This window comes from Nocardioides marinquilinus (assembly GCF_039543705.1).
GTDB classification, from domain to species: Bacteria; Actinomycetota; Actinomycetes; order Propionibacteriales; family Nocardioidaceae; genus Nocardioides; species Nocardioides marinquilinus.
In genome coordinates this window covers 748,497-773,000 of sequence record NZ_BAABKG010000002.1, presented here as the reverse complement: position 1 = coordinate 773,000, position 24,504 = coordinate 748,497, and the positions used below count along the sequence as shown (strand labels likewise).

The following is a 24,504-nucleotide window of genomic DNA, read 5'->3' as shown; positions in this document are numbered from 1 at the left end:
CGGGTACCGGGCGCGTGGTGGTCGTGCGCGTGGTCTATCAGCGAACCAATACTGCGTTCCTGCAGCGCGACATCAAACTGACCGTCTACAGTGCAGGGCGAATCGGCGCGGAAATTCGCCGATTGGCAGACCCGGCAACGACGGACGTTGGCCGCATATGAGAACGCAGGGGATTTAGTGGATCAAATTGTTAGGTCACTCACGGGTTCTTTCGCGCAGGCGCAGGGCATCACCGCACTAGAAGAGTCGGTTCAGTTCGAGGCTTTTGTGGCAAATGCCACCCTAAGCGCCTTCTACGACGAGGAATTCAACCCGCTAGACTTTGTGATCGGCGCTGGAGGCGACTTGGGTGTCGACATTGCCGCGATCATAATCAACGGAGACTTGCTGCTGGACGCGGTCGACGTGAAGCAGGCCGTCAGGGCCGCGAGACAACTCGACGTCAAGTTTGTCTTCGTACAAGCCAAACGACCAGAGTCATTCACAGCGTCCGTGTTCACCGACCTTGCTGACAACCTGCGCCACCTGATCAAAGATGAGGATCTGCTATACCCGGCCAATGCTGATGTAGTTAACTTGCGAGATGCCATGAGTTTCGTGTTCGCCGACTTGTCTAAGTTCAGCAACGGACTGCCTACCATCGTCGTGCGTTACGCGACTACTGGCGTGGTGGGCGACGCGCTGCTCGACGAGAAGCGCCGGTCAGCAGCCAGGGTATTGGATGAAACAAACTTCTTTTCAACGGTCGTTGTAGAGGCTGTTGGGGCGCGACAGCTGCGTGACCAGCACCAAGCCGCTACCTCCGCCGTGACCGCTCAGTTCAATATGGGCAAGCGGCTTACGCTCCCGAAGATGCCTGGCGTAACCCAGGCATTCATCGGAGTACTTGCCGCCAAAGACCTCGTCGCCATGATTACAGACGGATCCGGCGGTATTCGCAAGAGTCTCTTCTTTGACAATGTCCGAGACTTTCAGGACTTCAACCCAGTGAACGAGGAGATTCTGGCGTCTCTGAACGATGAAACTCGCAAAAGCCAATTTTCGGTTCTAAACAATGGCATAACTATTGTGGCCAGATCACTAACTCCCGCCGGCGATGAATTCTCTATCAGCGACTTTCAGATCGTCAACGGCTGCCAGACCTGCCACGTCCTCTTCCACGCAAAAGACGAGCTGAATGACGATGTTCACGTGAGTCTGCGCCTCATCCAGTCTCAAGACGAAGACGTTATTGCTGGCATCACAGCCGCCACAAACCGTCAAACGGCGGTCTCAGATGACGATCTTGAAGCAAGAGAGCAGTACCACAAGGACCTGGAGGCGTTATTCACAACCTTTCCCTCGGGACAGGAGCTCTACTACGAACGGCGCTCGAAACAGTATGCCGGCCAGGAAATCGAACGTACTAGAATTTTGACGCGTTCCCAGCTTGTGCGAACCTACGCGTCGATGTTTCTCGATGAACCAGCTAGAGCGGGCCGGTACGTTCGCGAGTTGCGTGAAACTCGGAAGAGTGACCTCTTCAACCCGGCGACAAATACTCTCGCCTATTACACCAGCGCCGCCGCCTACTATCGGATTGAGTGGCTTCTTCGGAACAAGCGTCTGGATCGCAAATACTCGAGCGCTCGATACCAACTGTTAACCGCGCTTAAACTGCGACTCCTCGGAGACAAGCAACTGCCCCAGGGTGACCGAAAGTCGAAGCCCGAACTTGAGAAGATCCTCAAGGTCGTTTGGGACGCTCAAGCCGCTGAGAAGGCGGTTAACGAACTCCTGCCGGCCCTGGACAAGGCCGTTGAGGAGGAGACCCCCGGTGTCGCGCTCAACCGGGACACCGTCCGAACGCGGTCGTTCACGGACCGATTCAAGACGCAGGTACTGGCTTTACCGGAATGAACCTGAGCCGTCGCAGACCGCAGATCGACCACCTGTGGCCCGTGGTCCGCGCTCGCCACGCGTGGTCAGACCCTCACCTCAGAAAGCGCCTCTGACCTGCAGAAACACCGTCTGACCTGGGCATATGGTCAGACCACCGATTCGCACTGAAAAGTGGAAGGTCGGCGGTTCGACCCCGCCCCTGCCCACGAGCACCACGCACAGTGCCCCCGCTCTCGCCAGCGGGGGCACTGCTGCGTCCGGGGCACTCAGCCGCGGGCGAGGGCGCCCATCGGGTCCCAGGCGGGCAGCACGACCGGCGGCTCGTCGAGGGCGGCGAGGAGGTGGTCGGGCAGCAGGTCGCGGCGCACCGCGATCTCGAAGACGTGCTCGGCGAACCACGAGGCGTTCATCGTCCAGTAGCCCTGCTCGCCGCGCTCGGTGCCCCACGAGTTCTCGACCCGCCAGCGCCGGGCGCGCTCGCCGTCCTCGGTCTCGACGACGTCGACGCCGGTGAGCAGCATCGCGTGGGTCATCGCGGCCTCGTGGTGCTCCAGCCGCTCGGCGCGGGTGAGGTCGGTCGTGGTGCCGTAGAGCGCGTCGTAGTCGAAGAGACGGGCGTCCCACAGGCCGCGCTCGACCGACTGCTGGTGGTCGACGTCGCAGCCGAACCACACCGGCTCGCCGGGCCGGTCGGCCGAGCCGACGACGGTGCGCATCGCCAGCTGCTCGATGACCTCCATCTCGACGTTGAGGTAGACGACCTCGGGGCCGTCGACGACGTTGCCGAGGTGCTCGACGGTGTAGGTGCGTCCGAACGGGCTCGACTCGCGCGCGTCGTGCACCAGGCACACGTAGTCGTCGAGCGGCGTGGTGACGTAGCGGGCGGCGAACTCCTGCGGCGTCAGGTCGCCGTCGCGGTGGAAGACCATGTCCTCGTCGCGCCACTGCCAGTGGAACGAGGTCGGCGGCGTGCCCAGGTGCAGGCAGAGCATGCCGTGGACGACGTTCAGCACGTCGGCCTTCGTCTCGCGCAGCGCGGCCTCCTCGGCCCCGTCGGCGGCCTGCGCGCGCAGGTCGCGCGCGGCCTGCCGCAGCACCCGGGCGAGGTCGCGGTTGAGCATGCGGGTGGCCGAGGACGAGACCGTCTCGGGCATCACGCTCTGCGGCACGAGTCCGTGCTTGGCGACGAGCGCGGCGAACATGTTCCACTGCCCGCCGTCCTCCGACGGGCTCGAGAGCAGGTGCGCGACCGTGCGGTCGTCGACGTCGCGGTCGGCGGTCTCGATGATGCTCTCGAGCCAGTGGTTGGCCTTCTCGAGCTTGTCGAAGAACATCAGGTGGTTCTGCGAGAGCTCGAGCTCCTTGACGCCCAGGGCGCGCGCCGTGCCGGGCCGCAGCAGGTTGAGGCCGGCGAACATCCAGCAGCGGCCCGACTGCTTCTGGTCGGTCGGCTTCCAGTCGTCGAGCCGGTGGCTGACGGTGCGGTCGATCGAGCGGGCCAGCTGGTGGTCGAGCGCCACCTGGTCGACCTTCGTCGCGGTCACCGCGTTCTGCAGCAGCCGCGAGCCCGGTCGCTCGTCGAACTGCTTGGTGAAGATCTCGACCTGTCCCGATGTCAGCCCACGTTCCATGGGGCGCAACCTACGCCGACCCGGGCCCCGGTCCAGACCACCGGTCGCGAATTCCCGCGTTCGCCGGACAGCGGCCCCGACGCCCGGGCATGGTTGTCCTCAGCAGCCCGAGGTGACCCGAGACACCTCGGGCTGCTTCATGTCCGGGGCACCTATCCGGCCGCCCGGGCGGCTCGGGATGGTCAGGTGCGTCAGGCGCGCATCGTGCCGAGCGCGGTCGGGCGGAAGCCCGGGAAGATGGCGTCCCGCTGGACGCCGGGCAGCCGGCTGTCCAGCACCTCCCACAGCACGTCGCGGAAGTCCTGGCGCATCGCGAGGTCGCCGTCGACGAGGTCGCCGGGCGCGAGCCCGGGCCAGTCGCCGCGCACCGCCCCGCCGGCGACGCCGGCCCCGAGCAGCAGCATCGCGTTGCCGTAGCCGTGGTCGACGCCGCCGCTGCCGTTCTCCTCCACGCGACGTCCGAACTCGCTGATCGTCACCACGGTCACGCGTCCGGCGTGGCTGCCGAGGTCGTCGAAGAAGACCTTCAGCGACGCCGCAAAGTGGCCGAGGTGGTCGGTCATCCAGCCACCGTCGACCGACCCGAGCCCCTCGTGCATGTCCCAGTCGCCGTAGTCGATCGCGATCATCTTGGTGCCGACGTCCTCGCGGATCAGCGCGGCGGTGTTGGCGAGCGCGCCGCGCAGCGGGCCGTCGGGGTAGAGGTCGCCGTGGACGTCGTCGTCCACGTTCTCGGCGAGGCGGGCGAGCTTGGTGGTCGAGTCGACGGCGACCTTGACGCCGCGGGCGAGCGGCGTGCCGCTGGCGCGCCACATCTGGCTCAGCGACTGTCGGCGCGCCTCGCCGGAGGTGCCGACGCCGGCGATCTGCAGGTCGCCCACCTGGTTGACGCCCAGGGCGGACGACGGCCCGACCATCGACGTGGGCAGCAGCGAGGTGCCGAGGGCGACGGCCTCCTCGGGCGCGTTGGCGCCGTCGAACCCGATGACGCGGTTGATCCAGCCCACGCGCAGCCGCGAGCCGGGGTCGGCGTCCTCGACCTCCTCCATGGCGTCGAAGTGGCTGCGGTTGGGGGCGGGCAGCCCCACCGCGTGCACCGCGCCGAAGCTGCCCGCCTGCCACATCGGCAGCAGCGGGTCGAGCGCCGGGTGCAGGCCGAAGCGGCGCTCGGCGCCGAGGTCGAGCAGCGCGCCCTGCGGGACGACGATCGTGCTGCGGTAGCCGGTGAGGTGGTCGTGGTCGCGGGCGGAGTCGACGTTGCGCGGCACCACGAGGGAGAGGCCGTCGGAGCCGCCGCGCAGGCTGAGGACGACGACGACGTTGCCGCCGGGCTCGCCGCCGTAGGCCACCTGCCGGAACGCGTCGCCGAACATCTGCGCCCCGGCGAGCGCGCCGCCGGTGGCCATCGCGGTGCCGAGCAGCCGGCGCCGGCTCATGCGGAACTCGGGGCAGCCGCAGGCGCGGCCACCCGTCGTCCTGCCCGACCGGGTCGTCGCGGCGCCGTCCAGGGGTGAGGTGGTCATCGTCGGCTCCGTCATCGGTGCAGGTGCAGGGGCGAGTCGAGCAGGGAGGCGACGATGCGCGTGAAGGTCCACGAGTCGACGACCTCGTCGGCGGTCAGCCGGCGCGAGAGCGGCAGGCCGACCACGGTGGCCACGCCCTCGGCGATGCCCTGGCGTGGTCGTTCGCCGAGCAGCCGCAGCCCGAGCTGGTCGATCACCTGCAGCAGCGTGGCGGGCATCGGCGGCAGCATCGACCGCTCGGTCGGGAAGGTGGCCCGCTCGGTGGGCCACCACCGCGCCGCGAGGTCGCGGTGCACGTAGACGCTGGTGAGCACCCGGCCCGCGCTCGACCACGCCGCCCCGACCTCGGGGTAGCCGTTCGGCGCGGGCCACTCGTACGGCGGCTGACCGGCCTGCGAGTACTGCCAGTACATCGCGTTGGCGAACGCGTCGTCGCGGCCCGGGCGCTGCAGGCGGATGCCGAGCGCGCGCACGGTGGCCACGTAGTCCTCGGTCGGCATCCGCACCTTCGACATCGGCGCGGCGTCGAAGTCGGGGTGCGAGACGAGGGCCCGCAGCGTCGGCACGATCGCCGTCCGCCCCGTCGAGTAGGCCTTCGCGACGGCGTTGACGATCGAGGCCGAAGGGGTGTCGGAGACGAAGCGCACGCACAGCCGGTGGGCCAGGCGGCGCGCGGTCGCCGGGTGGTGGGCGAGGTAGGAGAGGTAGGCCAGGGTCGCCGCCCGGCCGTCGGCCCTGTCGTTGCGGTGCTTGAACGACATGACCTTCACCGGGTCGGTGTCGTGCCACTCCGGCTCGTAGGCGTGGGCGAAGTCGTCCCACAGGTCGACGCGGTAGCCGGTGAGCATCCGGGCCGAGGCCTTGACGTCGTCCTCGGTGTAGCCGGCGTCGACGCCGACGGTGTGCAGCTCGAGCAGCTCGCGGCCGAGGTTCTCGTTGGGCGCCCACTTCGAGGAGAACGCGTTGTCGAGGTAGAGCCCCATGGCCGGGTGGGTGATGGTGCGCTGCAGCAGCGTCTCGAAGCTGCCGAGCGCGTTGGCGCGGATGACCCGGTCGTAGTCCATGCGCCAGAACTGCGCCTCCTCGTGGCCGAGGGTCACGTGCAGCAGGTTCGACCAGAAGTCGACCATCAGCTCGTGCACCTGGCGCCGGCCGTGGATGCGGCGCGCCACCGTGCGGCGGCTGAGGTCGGCGACGACGTCCCAGATGTACTCCTGCTCGCTGTGGTGGCGGTCCCAGATCGCCCGGGGCGAGCGCAGCGTCGAGGGGTACCAGCCGTCGATGTCGGCGCCGGCCGGGTCGGGCAGGTCGGCGGGCCTCAGCTGCCGCTCGAACCAGGCCCGGCCGCCGCCGGCGCGCCGCACCTCCTCGGCCAGCGCGGGCGTGAGGCCCCAGCTGAACCGGCGCACGAGGTGCCGGTCGGCGGGCGGCAGCGCCCGCACCGTGTCGGCGCGGACGGCGGCGTAGGTGCGCGACGCGCGCCCCGGACGCCGGCGCCGGTCGTCGGTGGCCTCGGGCGCGGCGGCGGGACGGCGGGGACGGTCGGAGGTCACGGAGGCTCCCGGGGGGGCGGGCGCCGATGGGGGTGTCGGCGCGGTCGGGCCACGCTAGGGCCCCCCGGGGGCGGCCCGCCAGGCTCCGACGTCCGCGCGGGACCGATCGGTGCGCCACCGGGGGCGAATCGGTCCGATCGGCCCGAGCGGCATGGTCACTTCGGGTCAGCCCGGGCCTCGGGTTGCGGGGGTTGCGGGGCTGGCGGATGGTCCGACCGGCCGACCGGACGACGTGATCTCGGCCACGCACCACCACCGGGCCGTCGCCGTGCCCCCGCGGGGGAGCCCGCCGGGACGGCGGTTACGGAACCGTGACGCATGACGACGCGTCGAACGGGAATCGAACGACAAGCGTCTCACGGCGTAACCTGGATGTTCACCCCCGCCGCGCCCCGCGGCGTCCCGTCACCACTTCGAGCCGCGGAAGCGAGGCCTCATGCCCGAGCGACTGATCGACGAGCCGGTCGAGACGACCGACGAGTCGACCGGCCGCCCGCAGCGTGGTCCGTGGTACTCGTTGCTGTGGGCCCAGCGGGTCTCCTGGCTCGGCGCCATGGCCTGCGCGCTGGTGCTCGAGCTGTCCGGCCTCATCGGCGAGGGCGGCTTCTGGTGGGAGTCGACCTTCGTCAACACCCTCAGCTTCGTGGCCGACAGCCTGGTCATCTGGCTGATCCTCGTGGTGCTGATCGGCCTGACGAACCGGGTCACGTTCTCGCTCGGCATCGTGGTGGCGCTGACAGTGGTCATCGCGGTGGCCAACCGGGTCAAGCTCGGCCTGCGCTCCGAGCCCGTCTACCCGAGCGACGTCGACTTCATCAAGGAGCCCGGCTTCCTCACCACCATGGTCGCTCCACAGATGCTGGTCATCGCCGGCATCGGGGTGCTCGCCATCGTCGCCGCGGCCTGGTTCCTCGGCCGCAAGTTCGAGCCGCGGATGGCGCCCGTGTGGCTCTCGCACCTGCCGGTGCGTCGCCAGCTCGTCGCCGTCCTCGCGCGCGCCATGGTCGTCACCTTCGCGCTGGCGCTGCTGGTCGACACCACCCGGTTCAACGACCCCGGCAACGCCTGGCGCGCGGTCTACGAGGTCGGCAACCGCAAGTGGCGCTACTGGAACCAGCGCACCAACTACCTGGCCAACGGCTTCGTCGGCGGCTTCCTCTACAACATGCCGACCGTCGCGATGCCGACGCCCGAGGGCTACGGCCCCGACGAGATGGACGCCGTCGCCACCCGCTACGAGCGCATGGCGGCCAAGATCAACCGCAACCGCACCGGCTCGCTCGACGACACCAACGTCGTCATCGTGCTCAGCGAGTCGTTCACCGACCCCACGCGCCTCAACGGCTTCGACCTCGACGAGGACCCGATCCCGCGCACCCGGGCGATGATGAAGGCGGGCACCTCGGGCCAGATGATGGCCCAGCTCTACGGCGGCGGCACCGCCAACATGGAGTTCGAGACCCTCACCGGCCAGTCCATCGGCCTGTTCGAGCCGCAGCTGAGCTCGCCGTACCAGATGCTCGTGGGCGAGTACGACTCCTACCCCTCGGCCGTCGGCTGGTTCGGCGCCCACGGGCACAAGCCCATCGCGATCCACCCCTACATGACGGGGATGTACAAGCGGAACAAGGTCTACGACACCTTCGGCTTCGACGAGTTCATCCACGACACGACCATGTCCGAGACCGACATGATCGACGACAACGAGTTCATCTCCGACCAGTCGGCCTTCGACGAGGTGCAGAAGCAGATCGAGGAGTCCGACGACCCGCTGATGGTCAACCTCGTCACGATGCAGAACCACATCCCGGTCGACGACAACTACCCCGACCCGATCGGGGTCACCGGCGACGTCGACGACGACGAGGCCAACCGCATCGGCAACTACGCCCGCGGCCTGTCCTACACAGACAAGGCGCTCAGCTCGTTCCTGCAGTCGCTCAAGCAGTCGAAGGAGAAGACCGTCGTGGTCTTCTTCGGCGACCACCTGCCGGGCATCTACGACTCCGACGTGGCCGACGCCAACCCGGGCCTGGGCATGTACACCACGCCGTTCTTCCTGTGGAGCAGCGAGGGGACGCCGCAGAAGCGGCTGCCGCAGTCGAGCCCGACCGGCTTCCTGCCGATGCTCTACGAGATGGCCGACGCGCCCATCCCGCCGTACTTCGCGATGCTCGAGCGCATGCGCAAGCACGTCACCGCGCTCGAGCAGGGCCGGATGCTCTCCCCCACCGGCGCGGAGATCTCCGAGGACGACCTCGGGCCCGCCGGCCAGCGCGCCCTGCAGGACGCCCGCCTGGTGCAGTACGACTTCTCCATCGGCGACCGCTACGCCGTCGACCGGATGTGGCCCGGCGCGCTGCGCTGAGGCCCGCCGGTCGCCGTCCCGCTCGCGTCCCACCCCTTCGTGGTTGGCGGGAGCACGCCTGTTCGCTATTATCTCTAGTGAATCAATCGGCATTGGAGACAGACGATGAGCGACACGCACCTCGGGACGCGCCAGCCCACCACCCGCCACGACGACGCGGGCCGCCGCAGCGACCTCGATCGTGACCTCGTCAGCATCGTCGCGGTGCTCGCGATCCTCGTCCTCACCGCCGCCGCGTTCGTCGTCCAGGCCGGGCTGCCACTCTGATCCCCGGCGGTGCTGCGCTAGGTTCGGCGCCGCAGCGGCACCGTCCGGTGCCCGCACCACGAACGAGAGGACGCAACACCCCATGAACCGCTCCGAGCTCAAAGACGCCATCGCCTCCGCGACCGGCCTGAGCGGTGCTCAGGCCGACCAGGCCCTCGGCGCCACCCTCGACGCCATCACCAGCACGCTGGCCAAGGGCGAGAAGGTCACCATCGCCGGCTTCGGCACCTTCGAGACGCGCGAGCGCTCCGCCCGCCAGGGTCGCAACCCGCAGACCGGCGAGTCGATCGACATCGCCGCGAGCACCGCGCCCGCCTTCAAGGCCGGCGCCGCGCTGAAGAAGGCCGTCCAGGGCTGAGCCCCGCCGCCCGAGCCGATCGGGCACCCGCACCACCCGACAGCCGGTCCCGCACCCGCGGGGCCGGCTGTCGGCGTCCCGGGACCCGCGCGCGCCCCCGGGAGGCCCCCGCGCGTCAAGGACGGTTGACGCGTCGCCGATGATGAAGGCGTCCACGTGCGTGCTGGGGGTCGAGGCGGAGGGAGGGTCGCGTCGTGACCGTGCACGACCCCGCACTCGCGCGCGCCGTCTTCGAGGCCACCACCGACGCCCTGTGGCTCGTCGGGTTCGACGGCGAGACCCTGCTGGCCAACCAGGCGCTGGCCGACCTGCTCGACCGGCCGTTCGCGGGCATCGAGCGCCTCAGCGGCTTCGAGATGCACGACGAGCAGGGCCGCCTCGACTTCGCCGTCCACCTCGAGCAGATGCGCGAGGGCCACACCGGCGCCGTCAACGAGGAGACCCTCGTCGTGCGCGCCGACGGGTCGACGGTCTGGACGCTGGTGAGCTGGTCGCCCGTGGCCGGGCCCGACGGCACCACCCTCGGCTACCTGCACCGCTTCACCGAGTACACCGAGCGGCGCCGCCTGCTCGACGAGCTGCAGGACCGCGAGCAGCAGCTGGCCGCAGCGGCGTCCCTGGCCCGGCTCGGCACGTGGCGCTGGGACGTCGCCCCCGACCGCGTGTGGTGGAGCGCCGAGCTCTACGACCTGTTCGGCGTCGAGCCGGGCCGGTTCCCGGGCACCTGGACGGCGACCTTCGACCTGCTGCACCCCGACGACCGCGAGGCGGTGCGCGCCGTCATCCTCACCGCCCTGCGCCACCAGGACGAGTTCACGTGGGAGTCGCGGTTCGTCAACCCGGTGCACGGGCTGCGCTGGGTGCGCGGCTACGGGCGGGTCGAGCGGGACGACGAGGGCGTCGCCGTCGAGGTGACCGGCATCTGCCAGGACATCACCGACCTGCGCACCGCCGGCGAGGCCGCCAGCGCGGCCACCGAGCGGCTGCAGCTGCTGCAGCGCACCGCGGGCGCCGCCAACCGCTCCAGCACGCTGGCCGACGCCCTCGTGCGCTCGGCCGAGCTGGTCGACGAGCTGACCCAGTGGCAGCCGGTGGGCGTCTTCGCCCGCGCCGAGCGCGGCGGGCCGCTGCAGGCCTACACGATGCCCGACCCGGTGCGCGGCGTCCCCGAGCCCGACCGCGAGCGGGCCGAGGAGTGCTGGGCCAGCCGCGAGGTCGAGGTCGCGTCGGTCGCCTCGGCCCCCGACCGGTGCCTGGTGAGCCTGCCGGTGCGCCGCGGGCGGGGCGTGGCGTGCGTCGTCCAGCTGCTGCTCGACGTGCCCGAGCCCGACGGGCAGACGTGGTCGGTGCTGACCCAGATGAGCGACCAGCTGAGCCGGGTGGCCGAGCGCGAGCGGTCGAACGCGCTGCTGTCGGAGGCGCGCGACGAGGCGATGGCGGCCTCGGCGCACAAGTCGGAGTTCCTGGCCACGATGAGCCACGAGATCCGCACCCCCATGAACGGGGTGATCGGGCTGACCGACCTGTTGCTGCGCACCCGCCTCGACGACCAGCAGCGGCGGCTGGCAGAGGGGCTCCGCGGGGCCGGCCTGACGCTGCTGGCGCTGATCAACGACGTCCTCGACCTGTCGAAGATCGAGTCGGGCAAGCTCGACCTCGAGGTCACCGAGTTCGACGTCCGCGCGGTGCTCGAGGAGACCGCGACCATCCTCACCGGGCCCGCGCACGAGAAGGGCCTCGAGCTGGTGGTGGGCTGCGAGCCGGCGGTGCCGCGCGCCGTCCTCGGCGACCCGGTGCGCCTCGGCCAGGTGCTCACCAACCTCGGCTCGAACGCGGTGAAGTTCACCGAGGGCGGCGAGGTGGTCATCGACGTCGCCCTCGACCCCGCCGCGTCGCGCGAGGCGGGGCGGGTGGCGCTGCGCGTCGAGGTGCGCGACACCGGCATCGGCATCCCCGAGCACGCCCTCGAGGGGCTCTTCGACGCCTTCACGCAGGCCGACCGCTCGACCACCCGCGAGCACGGCGGCACCGGGCTCGGGCTGGCGATCTCGCGGCGGCTCGTGGAGCACATGGGCGGCGAGATCGGCGTCCGCAGCTCGCCGGGGTCCGGCAGCGTGTTCTGGTTCACCACCACGCTCGCCGAGCTGGACGACGACCACCCGGCCGCCGGGGCCCCCGGGGTCGCCGGGGTCGCCGGGGTCGCCGGGGCCCGTGGCGCGGACGCCGCCGGCCGCACCAGGCGCCGCCGCGTGCTCGTGGTCGACGACAACCCGACGGCCGCGGCGTTCCTGGCCCGGCAGCTGGAGGTCTGGCAGCACGAGCCGGTGGTGGCGGTCTCGCCCGTCGAGGGGCTGCGCGAGCTGGTGGCCGCCGCCGAGCGCGGCACGCCGTACGACCTCGCCCTGGTCGACCTCGACATGCCCGGCGTCGACGGGCTCGAGCTGGGGCGGCAGGTGCGCCGCGAGCCGCGGCTGGCGGGCATCGACCTGCTGCTGGTGGCCGGCGACGGCGCGGGCGCCGCCGAGCTCGGCGCCGCGGGCTTCCGGGCCCAGGTCGGCAAGCCGGTGCGCCCCTCCGAGCTCTACGACCTCCTCCTCGAGGCCTCGCCGCCGACCGCCGACCCCCCCGCGCCGGCCGTGGTGGCGGCCGGCACCCGGCGTCGTCCGGCGGCGCCCGAGCCGCTCGGGCTCCGGGTGCTCGTCGTCGAGGACAACGCCGTCAACCGCATGGTCGCGACCGGGCTGCTGGAGAACCTGGGCTGCGAGGTCGACACCGTCACCAACGGCGCCGAGGCGGTGACGGCGCTGCCGCCGGGCCACCGGGTCGACGTCGTGCTCATGGACTGCCGGATGCCGCTGCTCGACGGGTTCGCCGCCACCCGGGCGATCCGGGCCGGCGAGCCGGACGGCGTCCGGGTGCCCATCATCGCGATGACCGCCTCGGCGCTGCCCGGCGAGCGCGACCGGTGCCTGGAGGCCGGCATGGACGACTTCCTGACCAAGCCCGTCGACCCGGCGCAGCTGGCGCAGGCCCTGGCGCGGGTGCCGGCGGCCGCCGGGTCGGGCGACGCGGCGGCCGAGCCCACGCCGGAGCCGGTCGGGCCCGGGCGGCACCTGGACGGCGGTCCCGCGGCCGTGCCCGGCGCGGGCGGGGCGCCGGCGTCGGAGGTGCTCGACCCCGAGCGCGTCGCGATGCTCTCCGAGCTGGTCAAGGACGGCGTGAGCTTCTTCGAGCGCACCCGCACCTCGTTCCTCAGCCGCGCCGACGGGTCGCTGGCGCGCCTCAGCGTCGCGCTGGCCGACGGTGACGTGGAGCGGCTCGTCGCCGACGCGCACCAGCTCAAGGGCAGCGCGCTGAACCTCGGGCTGACCCGGGTCGGGCACCTGGCCGGCGACCTCGAGCACCTCGGCCGCGACGGGCTGGACGGGCCGGACGACGAGTCGCAGGCGGACGCCCTGCTCGACGCGCTGCGCGTCGCGATGGCGCAGGGCGTGGCGGCCCTGATGGCCGCCGGGGGCGCCGCCGAGGCGTGAGCCGGACGCCCGCCGGGTGTTCTACGGTGGGATCAGCCGCGCCACCCCTGCGGCCGACCAGACCGATCGTCCCCACCCACGGACGCCGCGGTCGCCGACCACCCGAACGGACGCCACCCATGTCACTCACGCCCGCACCCGCCTCCACCGACGTCTTCGACCTCGGCGCCGAGCACGAGCAGGTCGTCTTCGCCCACGACCCCGCCAGCGGGCTGCGCGCCATCGTCGCGATCCACTCCACCGCCCTCGGCCCCGCGCTGGGCGGCACCCGCTTCCACCCCTACCCGACGACGGCGGCCGCGTTGAGCGACGTCCTCGACCTGGCGCGCGGCATGACCTACAAGGCCGCGCTGGCCGGGCTCGACCTCGGCGGCGGCAAGGCGGTCATCGTCGGCGACCCGGGCGTCGACAAGAGCGAGGCGCTGCTGCGGGCCTACGGACGCTTCGTGGAGTCGTTGGGCGGGCGCTACCGCACCGCCTGCGACGTCGGCACCTACTCCGACGACATGGACGTCGTGGCGCGTGAGTCGCGCTTCGTCACCGGCCGCACCGTCGCGCACGGCGGTGCCGGCGACAGCTCGGTGCTCACCGCGTTCGGCGTCTTCCGCGGCCTGCTCGCCGCGGCCGAGGCCGCGTGGGGGTCGCCGTCGCTCGACGGCCGCGTGGTCGGCGTCTCGGGCGTCGGCAAGGTCGGGCGGCACCTGGTGGGGCACCTGGTCGAGGCGGGCGCCCGGGTCGTGGTCAGCGACGTCGCGACGGCGGCGGTCGACCGGGTGCGCGACGAGCACCCGGACGTGACGGCGGCGTCGTCCACCGACGCGCTGGTGGCCGGCGACCTCGACGTCTACGCACCGTGCGCGCTCGGCCACGCGATCACCGACGAGGTCGCCGAGACGCTCTCGGCGCGGGTGGTGTGCGGCGCGGCCAACAACCAGCTCGCCCACCCCGGCGTCGAGAAGACGCTGGCCGACCGCGGCATCGTCTACGCCCCCGACTACTGCGTGAACGCCGGCGGGCTGATCCAGGTGGCCGACGAGCTCGAGGGGTTCTCCTTCGAGCGCGCCCAGCAGCGCGCGGCCCGCATCTACGACACCACCCGCGACGTCCTCGCCCTCGCCGCCTCCGACGCCGTCTCCCCCGCCCTCGCCGCCGACCGCCTCGCCGAGCGCCGCATCCGCGACGTCGGCCGCCTCCGCGGCATCTGGCTCCCCGCCTGACTCGAGCCGGGACGTCGACGCAGACCGGACCCCTCGGGCCCTGCGCCTGTCGAAGGGCCCTTCGACGAGCTCAGGGTCCGTGTGCCCGGGCCGACCTCGGTGGGCCGGCGGTCTCGAGGCTCGTCGCCAGGGCTCCTCGCACCTCGACCATCGTCAGGCACACCGCTGGTAGAGCAGGCCGAGCGTCTACGCGAGGCCGTCGTCGAGACCCCGTGACGTCAACGCAGACCGGACCCCACGGACCCTGCGCCTGTCGAAGGGCCCTTCGACGAGCTCAGGGTCCGTGTGCCCGGGCCGACCTCGATGGGCCGGCGGTCTCGAGGCTCGTCGCCAGGGCTCCTCGCACCTCGACCATCGTCATCCGTCGCTGCTGACGATGGTCGAGGTGCGAGGCCGGCCACGGCCGAGCCTCGAGACCCCGCACCATCGACGCGAACACCACCGCACGACGTCCGAGCCCTACGACGAGCTCAGCGTCCGTGCGGCCCGGCCGGCCTCGGCGGGCCGACGCGCTGGCGACGAGGGGTTCAGTCGCGGCGCTTGGCGTAGTCGGACCACTCGTCGTGGTCGTCGGTGGAGCGGTCGACGTCTCCGCCGCCGCCGTCCTCACCGTGCAACTCGCGCGCCAGGGCCCCGAAGTCGGTCTCGTGAGTCCGGTACTTCAGGTCGCGCGCGACCTTCGTCTGCTTGGCTTTCGCTCGGCCGCGGCCCATAGGGTCCAGCCCCCTCGCACACTTGGCCGGGCGCGCAAGGCGACCCGGGCTCTCTCGACATCTCGTGGGGGCAACGCTACCTGTTGCACGTCTGTTCCGGCACGTCGGACGGCACTTGAATGCTCGCCGTGTCGGCGGCGGCGCCCTCAGGCCCGGTCGGGGTGCTGCCCGGCGAGCCGGACGGTGGCCTCGCCGTCCGGGTCGACGTCGACCTGACCGGCGACCCAGGCGCGCTGGTCGAGGCCCTGGAGCAGGTGCAGGGCAGGCTCGACGGAGTCGGGCGGGCAGAGCACGACCATCCCGACGCCGCAGTTGAGCGAGGACTCGAGGTCGTCCTGCGAGACCCGGCCGACGCCGCGCACGAGGTCGAAGACCGGCGGCGGGTTCCAGGTGGCGCGCTCGAGGGTGGCGCGCAGCTCGGCGGGCATGACGCGCTGCAGGTTGGCGGCCAGCCCGCCGCCGGTGACGTGCGCCATGGCGTGCACCTCGGTGTGCTCGGCGAGGGCGAGGCAGGCCTTGGCGTAGACGCGGGTGGGCTCGAGCAGCTCCTCCCCCAGGGTGCGGCCGAGCTCGGGGACGTGCCGCTCCAGCGACCAGCCGGCCTCCTGCAGCAGCACGTGGCGCACCAGCGAGTAGCCGTTGGAGTGCAGGCCGGACGACGCCAGCGCGATCACGGCGTCGCCGGGGCGCACCCGCCCGGGGCCGAGCAGCCGGTCGGCCTCGACCACGCCGGTGGCGGCACCCGCGACGTCGTACTCGTCGGGGCCGAGCAGGCCGGGGTGCTCGGCGGTCTCGCCGCCGATGAGGGCGCAGCCGGCCTCGACGCACGCCTCGGCGATGCCCTTGACGATGGCGGCGATGCGCTCGGGCACGACCCGCCCGGTGGCGATGTAGTCGGTCATGAACAGCGGCTCGGCGCCGCACACGACGAGGTCGTCGACGACCATCGCCACCAGGTCGAAGCCGATGGTGTCGTGCACGTCCATCGCCTGGGCGATGGCGACCTTGGTGCCGACGCCGTCGGTGGACGTCGCCAGCAGCGGCCGGGTGTAGCCGGTGAGGGCGCTGGCGTCGAAGAGCCCGGCGAACCCGCCGATGCCGCCGATCACCTCGGGCCGGCCGGCCTTCGCCACCCAGCCCTTCATGAGCTCGACGGCGGTCTCGCCGGCCTCGACGTCGACCCCCGCTCGCGCGTAGGCGGACAGCTGCGGCTGGTCGGGGTTGGTCACGGGGCTCCGCTCGTGGTCGGTCACGGGTTGTTGAGCACGGGCAGCGCCTTGCCGTGCGTCGGCGAGGTGATCGAGGTCTCGAGCAGGTGCTTGCCGAGCAGGCTCTCGTCGGGCAGCTCGATCGGGTACTCGCCGGTGAAGCAGGCGCGGCACAGCCGCTCGGCGGGCTGACCGGTGGCGGCGACCATGCCCTCCTCGGAGATGTAGCCCAGGCTGTCGGCGCCGACGCTCGCGGCGATCTCGTCGACGTCCAGGCCGTTGGCGATCAGCTCAGCGCGGGTGGCGAAGTCGATGCCGTAGAAGCACGGCCACTTCACCGGCGGGCTGGAGATGCGCACGTGCACCTCGAGCGCCCCGGCCTCGCGCAGCATCCGCACCTGGGCGCGCTGGGTGTTGCCGCGCACGATGGAGTCGTCGACGACCACGATGCGCTTGCCGCGGATCATGTGCTCGAGCGCGTTGAGCTTGAGCCGGATGCCGAGCTGGCGCAGCGTCTGGCTGGGCTGGATGAAGGTGCGGCCGACGTAGGCGTTCTTCACGAAGCCCTGGCCGAAGGGGATGCCGCTCTGCTCGGCGTAGCCGGCGGCGGCCGGCGTCCCCGACTCGGGCACCGGCATCACCAGGTCGGCCTCGACGGGGTACTGGCGGGCCAGCTCGCGGCCCATCTCGACCCGCGCCTCGTGCACGCTGCGGCCGCTGATGGTGGCGTCGGGGCGGGCGAGGTAGACGTACTCGAAGACGCAGCCCTTGGGCGCCGGCTCGGCGAAGCGGTGGCTGCGCAGGCCGTCGGCGTCGATGACGACCAGCTCGCCCGGCTCGACCTCGCGCACCACGCTGGCGCCGATGGTGGCGAGCGCGGCGTCCTCGCTGGCGACGACCCAGCCGCGGTCGAGGCGGCCGAGCACGAGCGGGCGGATGCCCTGCGGGTCGCGGGCGGCGTACAGCGTGTTCTCGTTCATCCACACGAAGCAGAACGCGCCCTGCAGCAGCGGCAGCACCTCGAGCGCCCGCTCCTCGAGCGAGGTGTCGGGGTGGTGGGCCAGCAGCGCGGTGACCAGGCCGGTGTCGTTGGTGGAGCCCTCGCCGCCGCGCACGTGCAGGTCGAGCTCGCCGTCGTCGCCGGGCAGCTCGGAGACCAGCTGCGCGATCTCGTGGGTGTTGACCAGGTTGCCGTTGTGGCCCAGCGCGATGGAGCCGCCGTAGGTGGGGCGGAACGTCGGCTGGGCGTTCTGCCACGTGCTGGCGCCGGTCGTGGAGTAGCGGGTGTGGCCGATGGCCAGGTGCCCGGTCAGCGAGGCGAGCGTGGTCTCGTCGAAGACCTGCGAGACCAGCCCCATGTCCTTGTAGACCAGGATCTGGCGGCCGTTGCTCACCGCGATGCCGGCGGACTCCTGCCCGCGGTGCTGCAGCGCGTAGAGACCGAAGTAGGTCAGCTTGGCGACGTCCTCGCCGGGCGCCCAGACACCGAAGACGCCACAGGCGTCCTGCGGCCCCTGGTCGCTGGGGTCGAGCGCCGCGGTGAGCCTGCCGTCGCCGCCGGAGCGGCTGCTCAGATAGGGCACGTCCCGATCCTACGGAACCGGACGCCGGGTGCCGAGAATCCCCGTAGGCTGGACGACGGCTCCCATCGACCTTCGAGGCACTGCTGTGAACCACTCATCCCCACGCGCGCACATCGACGTGACGAGCTGGTCCGACGCCGGATCCCGCGAGGCGCTGTCGCTCGTGGCGGCGTCCGTGGCCGAGATGGTGGGCTTCGAGATCGCGATCATCAGCGTGGTGCGCGGCGACCGGATGCACTCGGTCGCGGTCGAGGGCAGCCACGAGATCCGCACCGCGATGCTCGGCGTGGCCACGCCGCTGCGCGCCGCCACCGCCGAGCTCGAGCGGGCCGACGACTGGGGCCGGTTCCGGTTCGTGCCCCACGAGCGCACCGCCTCCGACCTGCACACCGTCGGCTGGGTGCCCGACATGGACCCGGTCGAGGGCGAGGACGCCTGGCACCCGCTCGACCTGCTCGTCGCGCCGCTCTACGGCGAGGACGGCGCCATGCTCGGCCTGCTCTCGATCGACCTGCCGCTGACCCGGCGTCGTCCCGACCCCACCCAGCGCCACCTGCTCGAGCGCTACGCCGCCCAGGCCGAGCGCACCCTGCGCATGGCCGTCGAGCGCGACGAGCTCGGCGAGCGCATCCGGCTCGCCGAGGCCGCGCGGGGCGTCGTCCGCTTCGCCAGCGCGCAGGACGACCTCGAGCGGGTGCTCGACGACTGCCGCGCCCCGCTGCTCGAGGGCTTCCGCGCCGACTACCTCGGCATCCGCACCTACGCCACGAGCGAGCTGGCGGCCGTCGGGTCGCCCCCGCCGCCGGTCTCCGAGGCGCTGATGGACAACATCCGCGACATCGCGCGGCGCGCCTGGGACGCCCAGGGCGTCGTGGTCGCCGCCGACCACCTCCGGCCGCCGGGCTTCGTGAGCGAGGAGCAGAACGCCGCCATGCTCCTCGCCGTCCACGACACCGGGATGGCGACCTCGATGCTGGTGCCGCTCGGCTCCGGCACCGAGTGCCTGGGCCACATCGCCCTCGGCCGCGTCGACCCCTCGCTGCCCTGGAGCCCCGACGAGCGCGCGAGCGCCTTCGACGTCGCCCGCGACATCGCCCAGGCCGTCGTCCGCTCGCGCAACCTGGCGCACGAGCAGCGACTCGTCGAGCAGCTGCGCGACCTCGCCACCTACAAGGCGCAGGTGCTCTCGACGGTCTCGCACGAGCTGAAGAACCCGCTGGGCGCGATCCTCGGCCACCTCGAGCTGCTCGAGGGCGTCGGCGGCATGCCCACCGACGCGCGGCGCTCGGTGGCGGCCCTCGAGCGGGCCGCGCTGCGCATGCGCCGGGTCGTCGACGACCTGCTGGCCCTGGCCGAGATCGAGGACCCCGAGGCCGACGTGCCGGGCGAGGTGCTCGACGTCCGCGCGGTCATCGACGAGGCCGTGCAGCTGACGCGCGAGGGTGCCGAGAACCGCGACCTGCACATCGACGTCGTGGTGCCCCACGAGGAGGCCCTGGTCAGCTTCGACGCCGACGACCTCGACCGGGTGCTGACCAACCTGCTGAGCAACGCGGTCAAGTACACCCACGCTGGCGGCTCGGTCGCGCTGACGGTGACGGTCCACGACGAGGAGGTCGAGATCGCGGTGGCCGACGAGGGCATCGGCATCTCCGAGGCCGATCAGGAGCGGCTGTTCACCGAGTTCTTCCGCTCCACCAACCCGCAGGCGGTCGCGCGGCCGGGCACCGGGCTGGGCCTGACGATCTGCAAGCGCATCGTCGAGCGCCACGGCGGGCGCATCGGCGTCCAGTCGACCCTCGGCGAGGGCAGCACCTTCCGGGTCAGCCTGCCGCGGGCCAGCCGCGACGCGCGCGTGGCCAGCTGAGCCCCTGCGACAGGCTCCCTTCGACAGGCTCAGGGTCCGTGGGTCGGGTCCGCGTGGAAGACCGGTCCCCTCGTCAGGGCTAGCGGGTGACGCGGACGCCGGCGCGGGCGACGATCGTCGCCGCCACCTCGGCGGCCTGGCCGCGGATCTCGGGGATGGCGGTCGACTCCCACGTGATGCCCTTGCGGGGAGGGCCCACGGCGTGCAGGCCCGGGACAACGACCCCGTCGTCGCCGACGACCGCGCCCTCGACCGTGGTGTCGAGGCCCAGGTGCAGCGGGTCGGGCCGCACCAGGCCGCGCTCGCGCAGCGCCAGCAGCAGCGGGTCGCTGGAGCGGGTGATGTCGGTGGCCGGGCCGGTGCAGTTGACGATCGCGCTGGCGTGCAGCGGCACCTGCAGCTGGCCGGCGCGCACCAGGCAGCCGTCGCCGCGGTCGGCGACCGAGCGCAGGCCGCCCGACAGCACGCTCAGGCGGCCGTCGTCCTGGTAGCCCTGCAGCCGGGCGGCGACCTCGGGGGCCATGCGGTGGCGACGGACCTCCCAGGCCCGGGCGTGGACGTCGAGGAAGCGGCGGCGCTCGGCGAGCGGCAGCCGCAGCCACAGCGACGGCGTGGCGGCGCGCAGGCCGTCGACGACCGCGCGCCACCCGACGCCCTGGCGGGCGGCGGCGGCGACCTGCTCAGCGACGTGGTCGGCCAGCAGGTCGGCGGTCAGGTCGCCGGAGGGCACCGGCGGCACCCACGCGGTCGACTGCTGCGCGACGTGCGCGTGCGGCAGCATGCCGTGGCGGCTCACCATGACCACCCGGCGGCCGGCCCCCTCGGCGAGCAGCGTGATGACGGTGTCGACGGCGGTCAGGCCGGTGCCGACGACCACGATGGTGGCGTCGTCGGGCAGCGTGCGCAGCGCGGCGAGGTCCCACGGGTTCGACAGGTGCCACGACGCCGGCGGCAGCTCGTCGCCGTCGAGCACGAGCGGGCGGGGCCGCGGGTTGCCGTAGGCCAGGACGACGTCGTCGGCCCGCGAGACGACGCCGCCGGTGCGCAGCGCGAAGCCGCCGCCCTGCGCCGGGTCGAGCGGGGCGACGTCCTCGACCCGGCCGGCGCGGATGGAGAGGCGGTGGTCGGCGACGCGGGCGAGGCGGTCCTGCAGGTAGGCGGCGAAGTCGAGGCGCGGCAGGAAGGCCTGCGGGTCGACGCTGCGGCCGGTGTCGCGCGCCCAGTCGAGCAGGTCGGACGGCACGTCGGTGAAGGCGCTCATGTGGCGCGAGCGCACGTTGAGCAGGTGGCGCGGGTCGTTGGTGCCGTAGGCGACGCCGCGGCCCACGATGCCGCTGGCCTCGTGGATCTCGACCCGCAGCCGCGGGTCGGTGCTCGCGCCGAGCAGCCGCAGCGCGGTGAGCACGCCGCTCGCACCACCGCCGACGATCGCGGTGGTGTGGTGAGTGTCAGAGCCGGTCACGGCGTTCGAGGGCGGAGCAGCGGTGACAGTCATGGCCTAACCGTACCTAACTAGTAGCCAAGAACGGGTATCGCGCACCACCCCGACGGACGGCGCGTCGTCCGCGTGTCACCCCTCCGCCGGCTCCCGCTCAGCCCTGGTGCGGGTAGCGGTGGTCGACGGGCGGCACGAACGTCTCCTTGATCGAGCGCGGCGAGGTCCAGCGCAGGAGGTTGACCGCCGCGCCGGCCTTGTCGTTGGTGCCCGACGCGCGACCGCCGCCGAACGGCTGCTGCCCCACGACCGCGCCGGTGGGCTTGTCGTTGACGTAGAAGTTGCCGGCCGCGAAGCGCAGCTCGCGGCGGGCGTAGGCGATGGCGGCGCGGTCCTGCGAGATCACCGCGCCGGTCAGGGCGTAGGGCGCGACGCTCTCGAGCTGGGCGATGACGCGCTCCCAGCGGGCGTCGTCGTAGACGTGGACGACGAGGATCGGGCCGAAGTACTCGGTGCTGAACATCTCGTCGTCCGGGTTCGTCGCCTCGACGATGGTGGGCCGCACGAAGTAGCCCACCGTGTCGTCGGTCTGGCCGCCGGCGACGACCGTGAGGCCGTTGGTGCGCCGGGCGCGGGCGATGGCCGCCCGGTGCTTGGCGAACGCGCGGTCGTCGATGACGGCGCCCATGAAGTGCGACAGGTCGGTCGGGTCGCCCATCGAGAGGTTCTCGGTGTCGGCGACCAGCTGGTCCTTGATCTTCTCCCACAGCGACCTCGGCACGTAGGCGCGCGAGGCGGCCGAGCACTTCTGGCCCTGGAACTCGAAGGCGCCGCGGATCATGGCGGTGCGCAGCACGTCGGGGTCGGCGCTCGGGTGGGCGAGGATGAAGTCCTTGCCGCCGGTCTCGCCGACGATGCGCGGGTAGGCCTTGTAGCCGGTGATGTTCTCGCCGACCGTGCGCCACAGGTGCTGGAAGGTCGGCGTCGAGCCGGTGAAGTGGATGCCGGCGAGGTCGGGGCTGGTGAGCGCGACCTTCGAGACGTCGAGGCCGTCGCCGGGCAGCATGTTGATGACGCCGGGCGGCATGCCGGCCTCCTCGAGCAGCTCCATCGTCAGCGTCGCGGCCAGCTGCTGGGTGGGGCTGGGCTTCCAGACGACCGTGTTGCCCATCAGCGCCGGGGCGGTGGGCAGGTTGCCCGCGATGGCGGTGAAGTTGAACGGCGTGATCGCGTAGACGAAGCCCTCGAGCGGGCGGTGGTCGGTGCGGTTCCACACGCCCGGGCTGTTCGCGATCGGCTGGTCGGTGAGGATCTGCTTGGCGTAGTGCACGTTGAAGCGCCAGAAGTCGATCAGCTCGCAGGCGGCGTCGATCTCGGCCTGGAACGCGGTCTTCGACTGGCCGAGCACGGTGGCGGCGTTCAGCCGCTGGCGCCACGGGCCGGCCAGCAGGTCGGCGGCCTTGAGGATGATCGCGCAGCGCTCGTCGAACGGCATCCGCTGCCACGGCAGGGCGGCGTCGCGGGCGGCCTTGACCGCCGCCTCGGCGTCCTTGGTGGTGGCGTTGCGGATGGTGCCGAGCACGTGCTGGTGGTCGTGGGGCTGGACGACCTGGATCTCCTCGCCCCCACCGTTTCGCCACCGGCCGTTGACGTGCGCGCGCAGCGCGCGCGGACGGCGCTCGAGCTTCTCGATCTCGGCGAGGAGGGCGACCCGCTCGGCGCTGCCGGGCGCGTAGGTCAGGTTCGGCTCGTTGACCGGGACCGGGGGGTGGGTGATCGCGTCCATATGCCGAACATAGGACGCCGCCGGGCCGCGTGCCGAATGCGCGCCCCGCGCCGTCGTCCGGCCCTCAAGTCACCCTCGTACGGCGCCGATGACCTCTCTGAGCCGTGACGGGAGGTGATCGGCATGCCCCGGTTGTTCGCGGGCCTGGTCTCGGTGGCCGAGGACGTCGGCGTGACCGTCGTCGCCCTGCTGAGCGCCGTCGTGGCGGTGGCGGTGGGCGTCGTCGCGACGCTGCACGTCACCGGCGACACGCCCTACTCCCAGGCCGACCTCGACCGTGCCGCCGCGGCCTCACGGCTGCAGGCCGAGGCGCCGCCGACGTCGGTCGAGCCGGTGGCCGCGACCGACCGGGCGGACGACGTCCGCACGCCGGCGGTGCGACGGTTGCAGCGCGACCTCGAGGAGGCCCGCGAGCAGGTGCGGACCCTCGAGCGCACAGGCACCAGGAGCCGTCGGGCCGCGCGGGCGGCCGAGGACGAGGTCGCCACGCTGCGCACGCGGCTGAAGGCGGCGCGCGAGAAGCTCGCCGAGGCGACCGCCGACGACCCGACCACCGAGGTCACCGACGACCCGACGTTCCCGCTGCAGCCGCTCGACCCGACCGACCCGACCGATCCGGCCGACCCGGGGACGACCGAGGAGCCGCTGCCCGACGCCACCGTGACCGGCACCCTGCAGACCTCGTGGACGCTGTCGCCCCGGCGCAAGCCCTGGCCCCGCGGCTGCCCGAGCGTCATGGAGGGCTACCGGGTGGCGGTGACGTCGTCCGACGGCGAGCGGGTGGCCGAGGTGCGGGCCCGCGACGTCGACCTCGTCGACCGCCGCGTGACCGCCGGGGGCGACCTGCGGATGGTGTGCCAGGGCACCTACAGCGCGACCCTCCCCCAGCCCCTCGCCGGCTCCTACGATTTCTGGGCCGTCACCGCCGCCCGCCCCGGGACGCCGCTCGACGAGTCCCTCGTCGCCGACACCACCGTCACCTCCGGCGCCGCCCCCGCCCTCACCGTCCTGTTCTGCCCCGGCTGCTGAGCCCAGCGGACCGGGACGCCGTCCTTGCACGTCCACGTGTGAGGGCCGGCTCGCACGGTGGTCGAGGTGCGAGGCCGGCCACGGCCGAGCCTCGAGACCCCGTGACGTGGACCCGACCACACGGACCCTGAGCTCGTCGAAGGGCGACCCCGAGCGCACGTTCCCGAGCCAGGGTCGGCGGTCTCGAGGCTCGTCGCCAGGGCTCCTCGCACCTCGACCATCGTCAGGGCCCCCACGGTGGTCGAGGTGCGAGGCCGGCCACGGCCGGCCTCGAGACCGCGGAAGGTCAACGCCGACCCGACCCCACGGACCCTGAGCTCGCCGAAGGGCGACCCCGAGCGCACGTTCCCGAGCCAGGGTCGGCGGTCTCGAGGCTCGTCGCCAGGGCTCCTCGCACCTCGACCATCGTCATGGCCCCCACGGTGGTCGAGGTGCGAGGCCGGCCACGGCCGAGCCTCGAGACTGCGGAAGGTCAACGCCGACCCGACCCCACGGACCCTGAGCCTGTCGAAGGGCGTGCAGGGCCGGGGTCTCGAGGCTCGTCGCCAGGGC

16 protein-coding genes are annotated in these 24,504 nt (G+C 72.1%); 8 read left to right on the top strand and 8 right to left on the bottom strand.

All coding sequences use genetic code 11. From position 1 onward, the window contains the following. The first annotated feature begins 90 nt into the window (after window positions 1–90). Complete coding sequence (locus tag ABEA04_RS09715; RefSeq protein WP_345457595.1) at window positions 91–1,899, top strand: AIPR family protein; 1,809 nt, start codon at window positions 91–93, stop codon at window positions 1,897–1,899. A gap of 248 nt (window positions 1,900–2,147) precedes the next feature. On the opposite strand, the gene ABEA04_RS09710 is transcribed toward ABEA04_RS09715, so the two are convergent. From ABEA04_RS09710 to ABEA04_RS09700, 3 genes are all read right to left on the bottom strand, one after another. Further along, entirely contained in the window at window positions 2,148–3,512 is a 1,365-nt protein-coding gene (locus ABEA04_RS09710; RefSeq protein WP_345457592.1) for a C1 family peptidase, read from the bottom strand. A 191-nt stretch (window positions 3,513–3,703) separates the two neighbouring features. Then, complete coding sequence (locus ABEA04_RS09705; protein ID WP_345457589.1) at window positions 3,704–5,035, bottom strand: DUF1501 domain-containing protein; 1,332 nt, start codon at window positions 5,033–5,035, stop codon at window positions 3,704–3,706. Between the two features lie 11 nt (window positions 5,036–5,046). Further along, window positions 5,047–6,588, bottom strand: a complete 1,542-nt coding sequence (locus ABEA04_RS09700; RefSeq protein WP_345457586.1) for a DUF1800 domain-containing protein — start codon at window positions 6,586–6,588, stop codon at window positions 5,047–5,049. Window positions 6,589–7,024: 436 nt separating this feature from the next. Here ABEA04_RS09700 and ABEA04_RS09695 point away from each other — a divergent pair, with 436 nt between their 5' ends. From ABEA04_RS09695 to ABEA04_RS09675, 5 genes are all read left to right on the top strand, one after another. Continuing rightward, window positions 7,025–8,956: an LTA synthase family protein gene (locus ABEA04_RS09695; protein WP_345457583.1), complete on the top strand. Its 1,932-nt coding sequence runs from the start codon at window positions 7,025–7,027 to the stop codon at window positions 8,954–8,956. Window positions 8,957–9,061: 105 nt separating this feature from the next. Next, complete coding sequence (locus tag ABEA04_RS09690; RefSeq protein ID WP_345457580.1) at window positions 9,062–9,223, top strand: hypothetical protein; 162 nt, start codon at window positions 9,062–9,064, stop codon at window positions 9,221–9,223. Window positions 9,224–9,305: 82 nt separating this feature from the next. After that, window positions 9,306–9,581, top strand: a complete 276-nt coding sequence (locus ABEA04_RS09685; RefSeq protein ID WP_345457577.1) for an HU family DNA-binding protein — start codon at window positions 9,306–9,308, stop codon at window positions 9,579–9,581. Between the two features lie 194 nt (window positions 9,582–9,775). Next, window positions 9,776–13,114 (top strand): response regulator, encoded by a 3,339-nt coding sequence (locus ABEA04_RS09680; RefSeq protein ID WP_345457574.1) that lies wholly within the window; start codon window positions 9,776–9,778, stop codon window positions 13,112–13,114. Between the two features lie 119 nt (window positions 13,115–13,233). Beyond that, complete coding sequence (locus ABEA04_RS09675; RefSeq protein ID WP_345457571.1) at window positions 13,234–14,331, top strand: Glu/Leu/Phe/Val family dehydrogenase; 1,098 nt, start codon at window positions 13,234–13,236, stop codon at window positions 14,329–14,331. A gap of 527 nt (window positions 14,332–14,858) precedes the next feature. Here the strand turns inward: ABEA04_RS09675 and ABEA04_RS09670 are convergent. The 3 genes from ABEA04_RS09670 to purF all read right to left on the bottom strand — a co-directional run bounded on the left by ABEA04_RS09670 (window position 14,859) and on the right by purF (window position 17,835). Continuing rightward, window positions 14,859–15,044 (bottom strand): DUF3073 domain-containing protein, encoded by a 186-nt coding sequence (locus tag ABEA04_RS09670; RefSeq protein WP_345457568.1) that lies wholly within the window; start codon window positions 15,042–15,044, stop codon window positions 14,859–14,861. Window positions 15,045–15,190: 146 nt separating this feature from the next. Next, entirely contained in the window at window positions 15,191–16,273 is a 1,083-nt protein-coding gene (purM, locus tag ABEA04_RS09665) for a phosphoribosylformylglycinamidine cyclo-ligase (protein ID WP_345457565.1), read from the bottom strand. 20 nt (window positions 16,274–16,293) lie between these two features. Further along, on the bottom strand, window positions 16,294–17,835 hold the full coding sequence (gene purF, locus ABEA04_RS09660) for an amidophosphoribosyltransferase (protein WP_345457562.1): 1,542 nt from the start codon (window positions 17,833–17,835) through the stop codon (window positions 16,294–16,296). Window positions 17,836–17,953: 118 nt separating this feature from the next. Between purF and ABEA04_RS09655 the strand changes: the two genes are divergently transcribed. Further along, on the top strand, window positions 17,954–19,702 hold the full coding sequence (locus ABEA04_RS09655) for a sensor histidine kinase (protein ID WP_345457559.1): 1,749 nt from the start codon (window positions 17,954–17,956) through the stop codon (window positions 19,700–19,702). A gap of 79 nt (window positions 19,703–19,781) precedes the next feature. Here the strand turns inward: ABEA04_RS09655 and ABEA04_RS09650 are convergent, their stop codons facing one another. Beyond that, a complete protein-coding gene (locus tag ABEA04_RS09650) occupies window positions 19,782–21,197 on the bottom strand; it encodes an FAD/NAD(P)-binding protein (protein ID WP_345457556.1) in 1,416 nt (471 codons plus the stop codon). Window positions 21,198–21,294: 97 nt separating this feature from the next. Further along, on the bottom strand, window positions 21,295–22,923 hold the full coding sequence (gene pruA / locus ABEA04_RS09645; RefSeq protein ID WP_345457554.1) for an L-glutamate gamma-semialdehyde dehydrogenase: 1,629 nt from the start codon (window positions 22,921–22,923) through the stop codon (window positions 21,295–21,297). Window positions 22,924–23,046: 123 nt separating this feature from the next. Between pruA and ABEA04_RS09640 the strand changes: the two genes are divergently transcribed. Beyond that, a complete protein-coding gene (locus tag ABEA04_RS09640; protein ID WP_345457551.1) occupies window positions 23,047–23,952 on the top strand; it encodes a hypothetical protein in 906 nt (301 codons plus the stop codon). The last annotated feature ends 552 nt before the right edge of the window (window positions 23,953–24,504 follow it).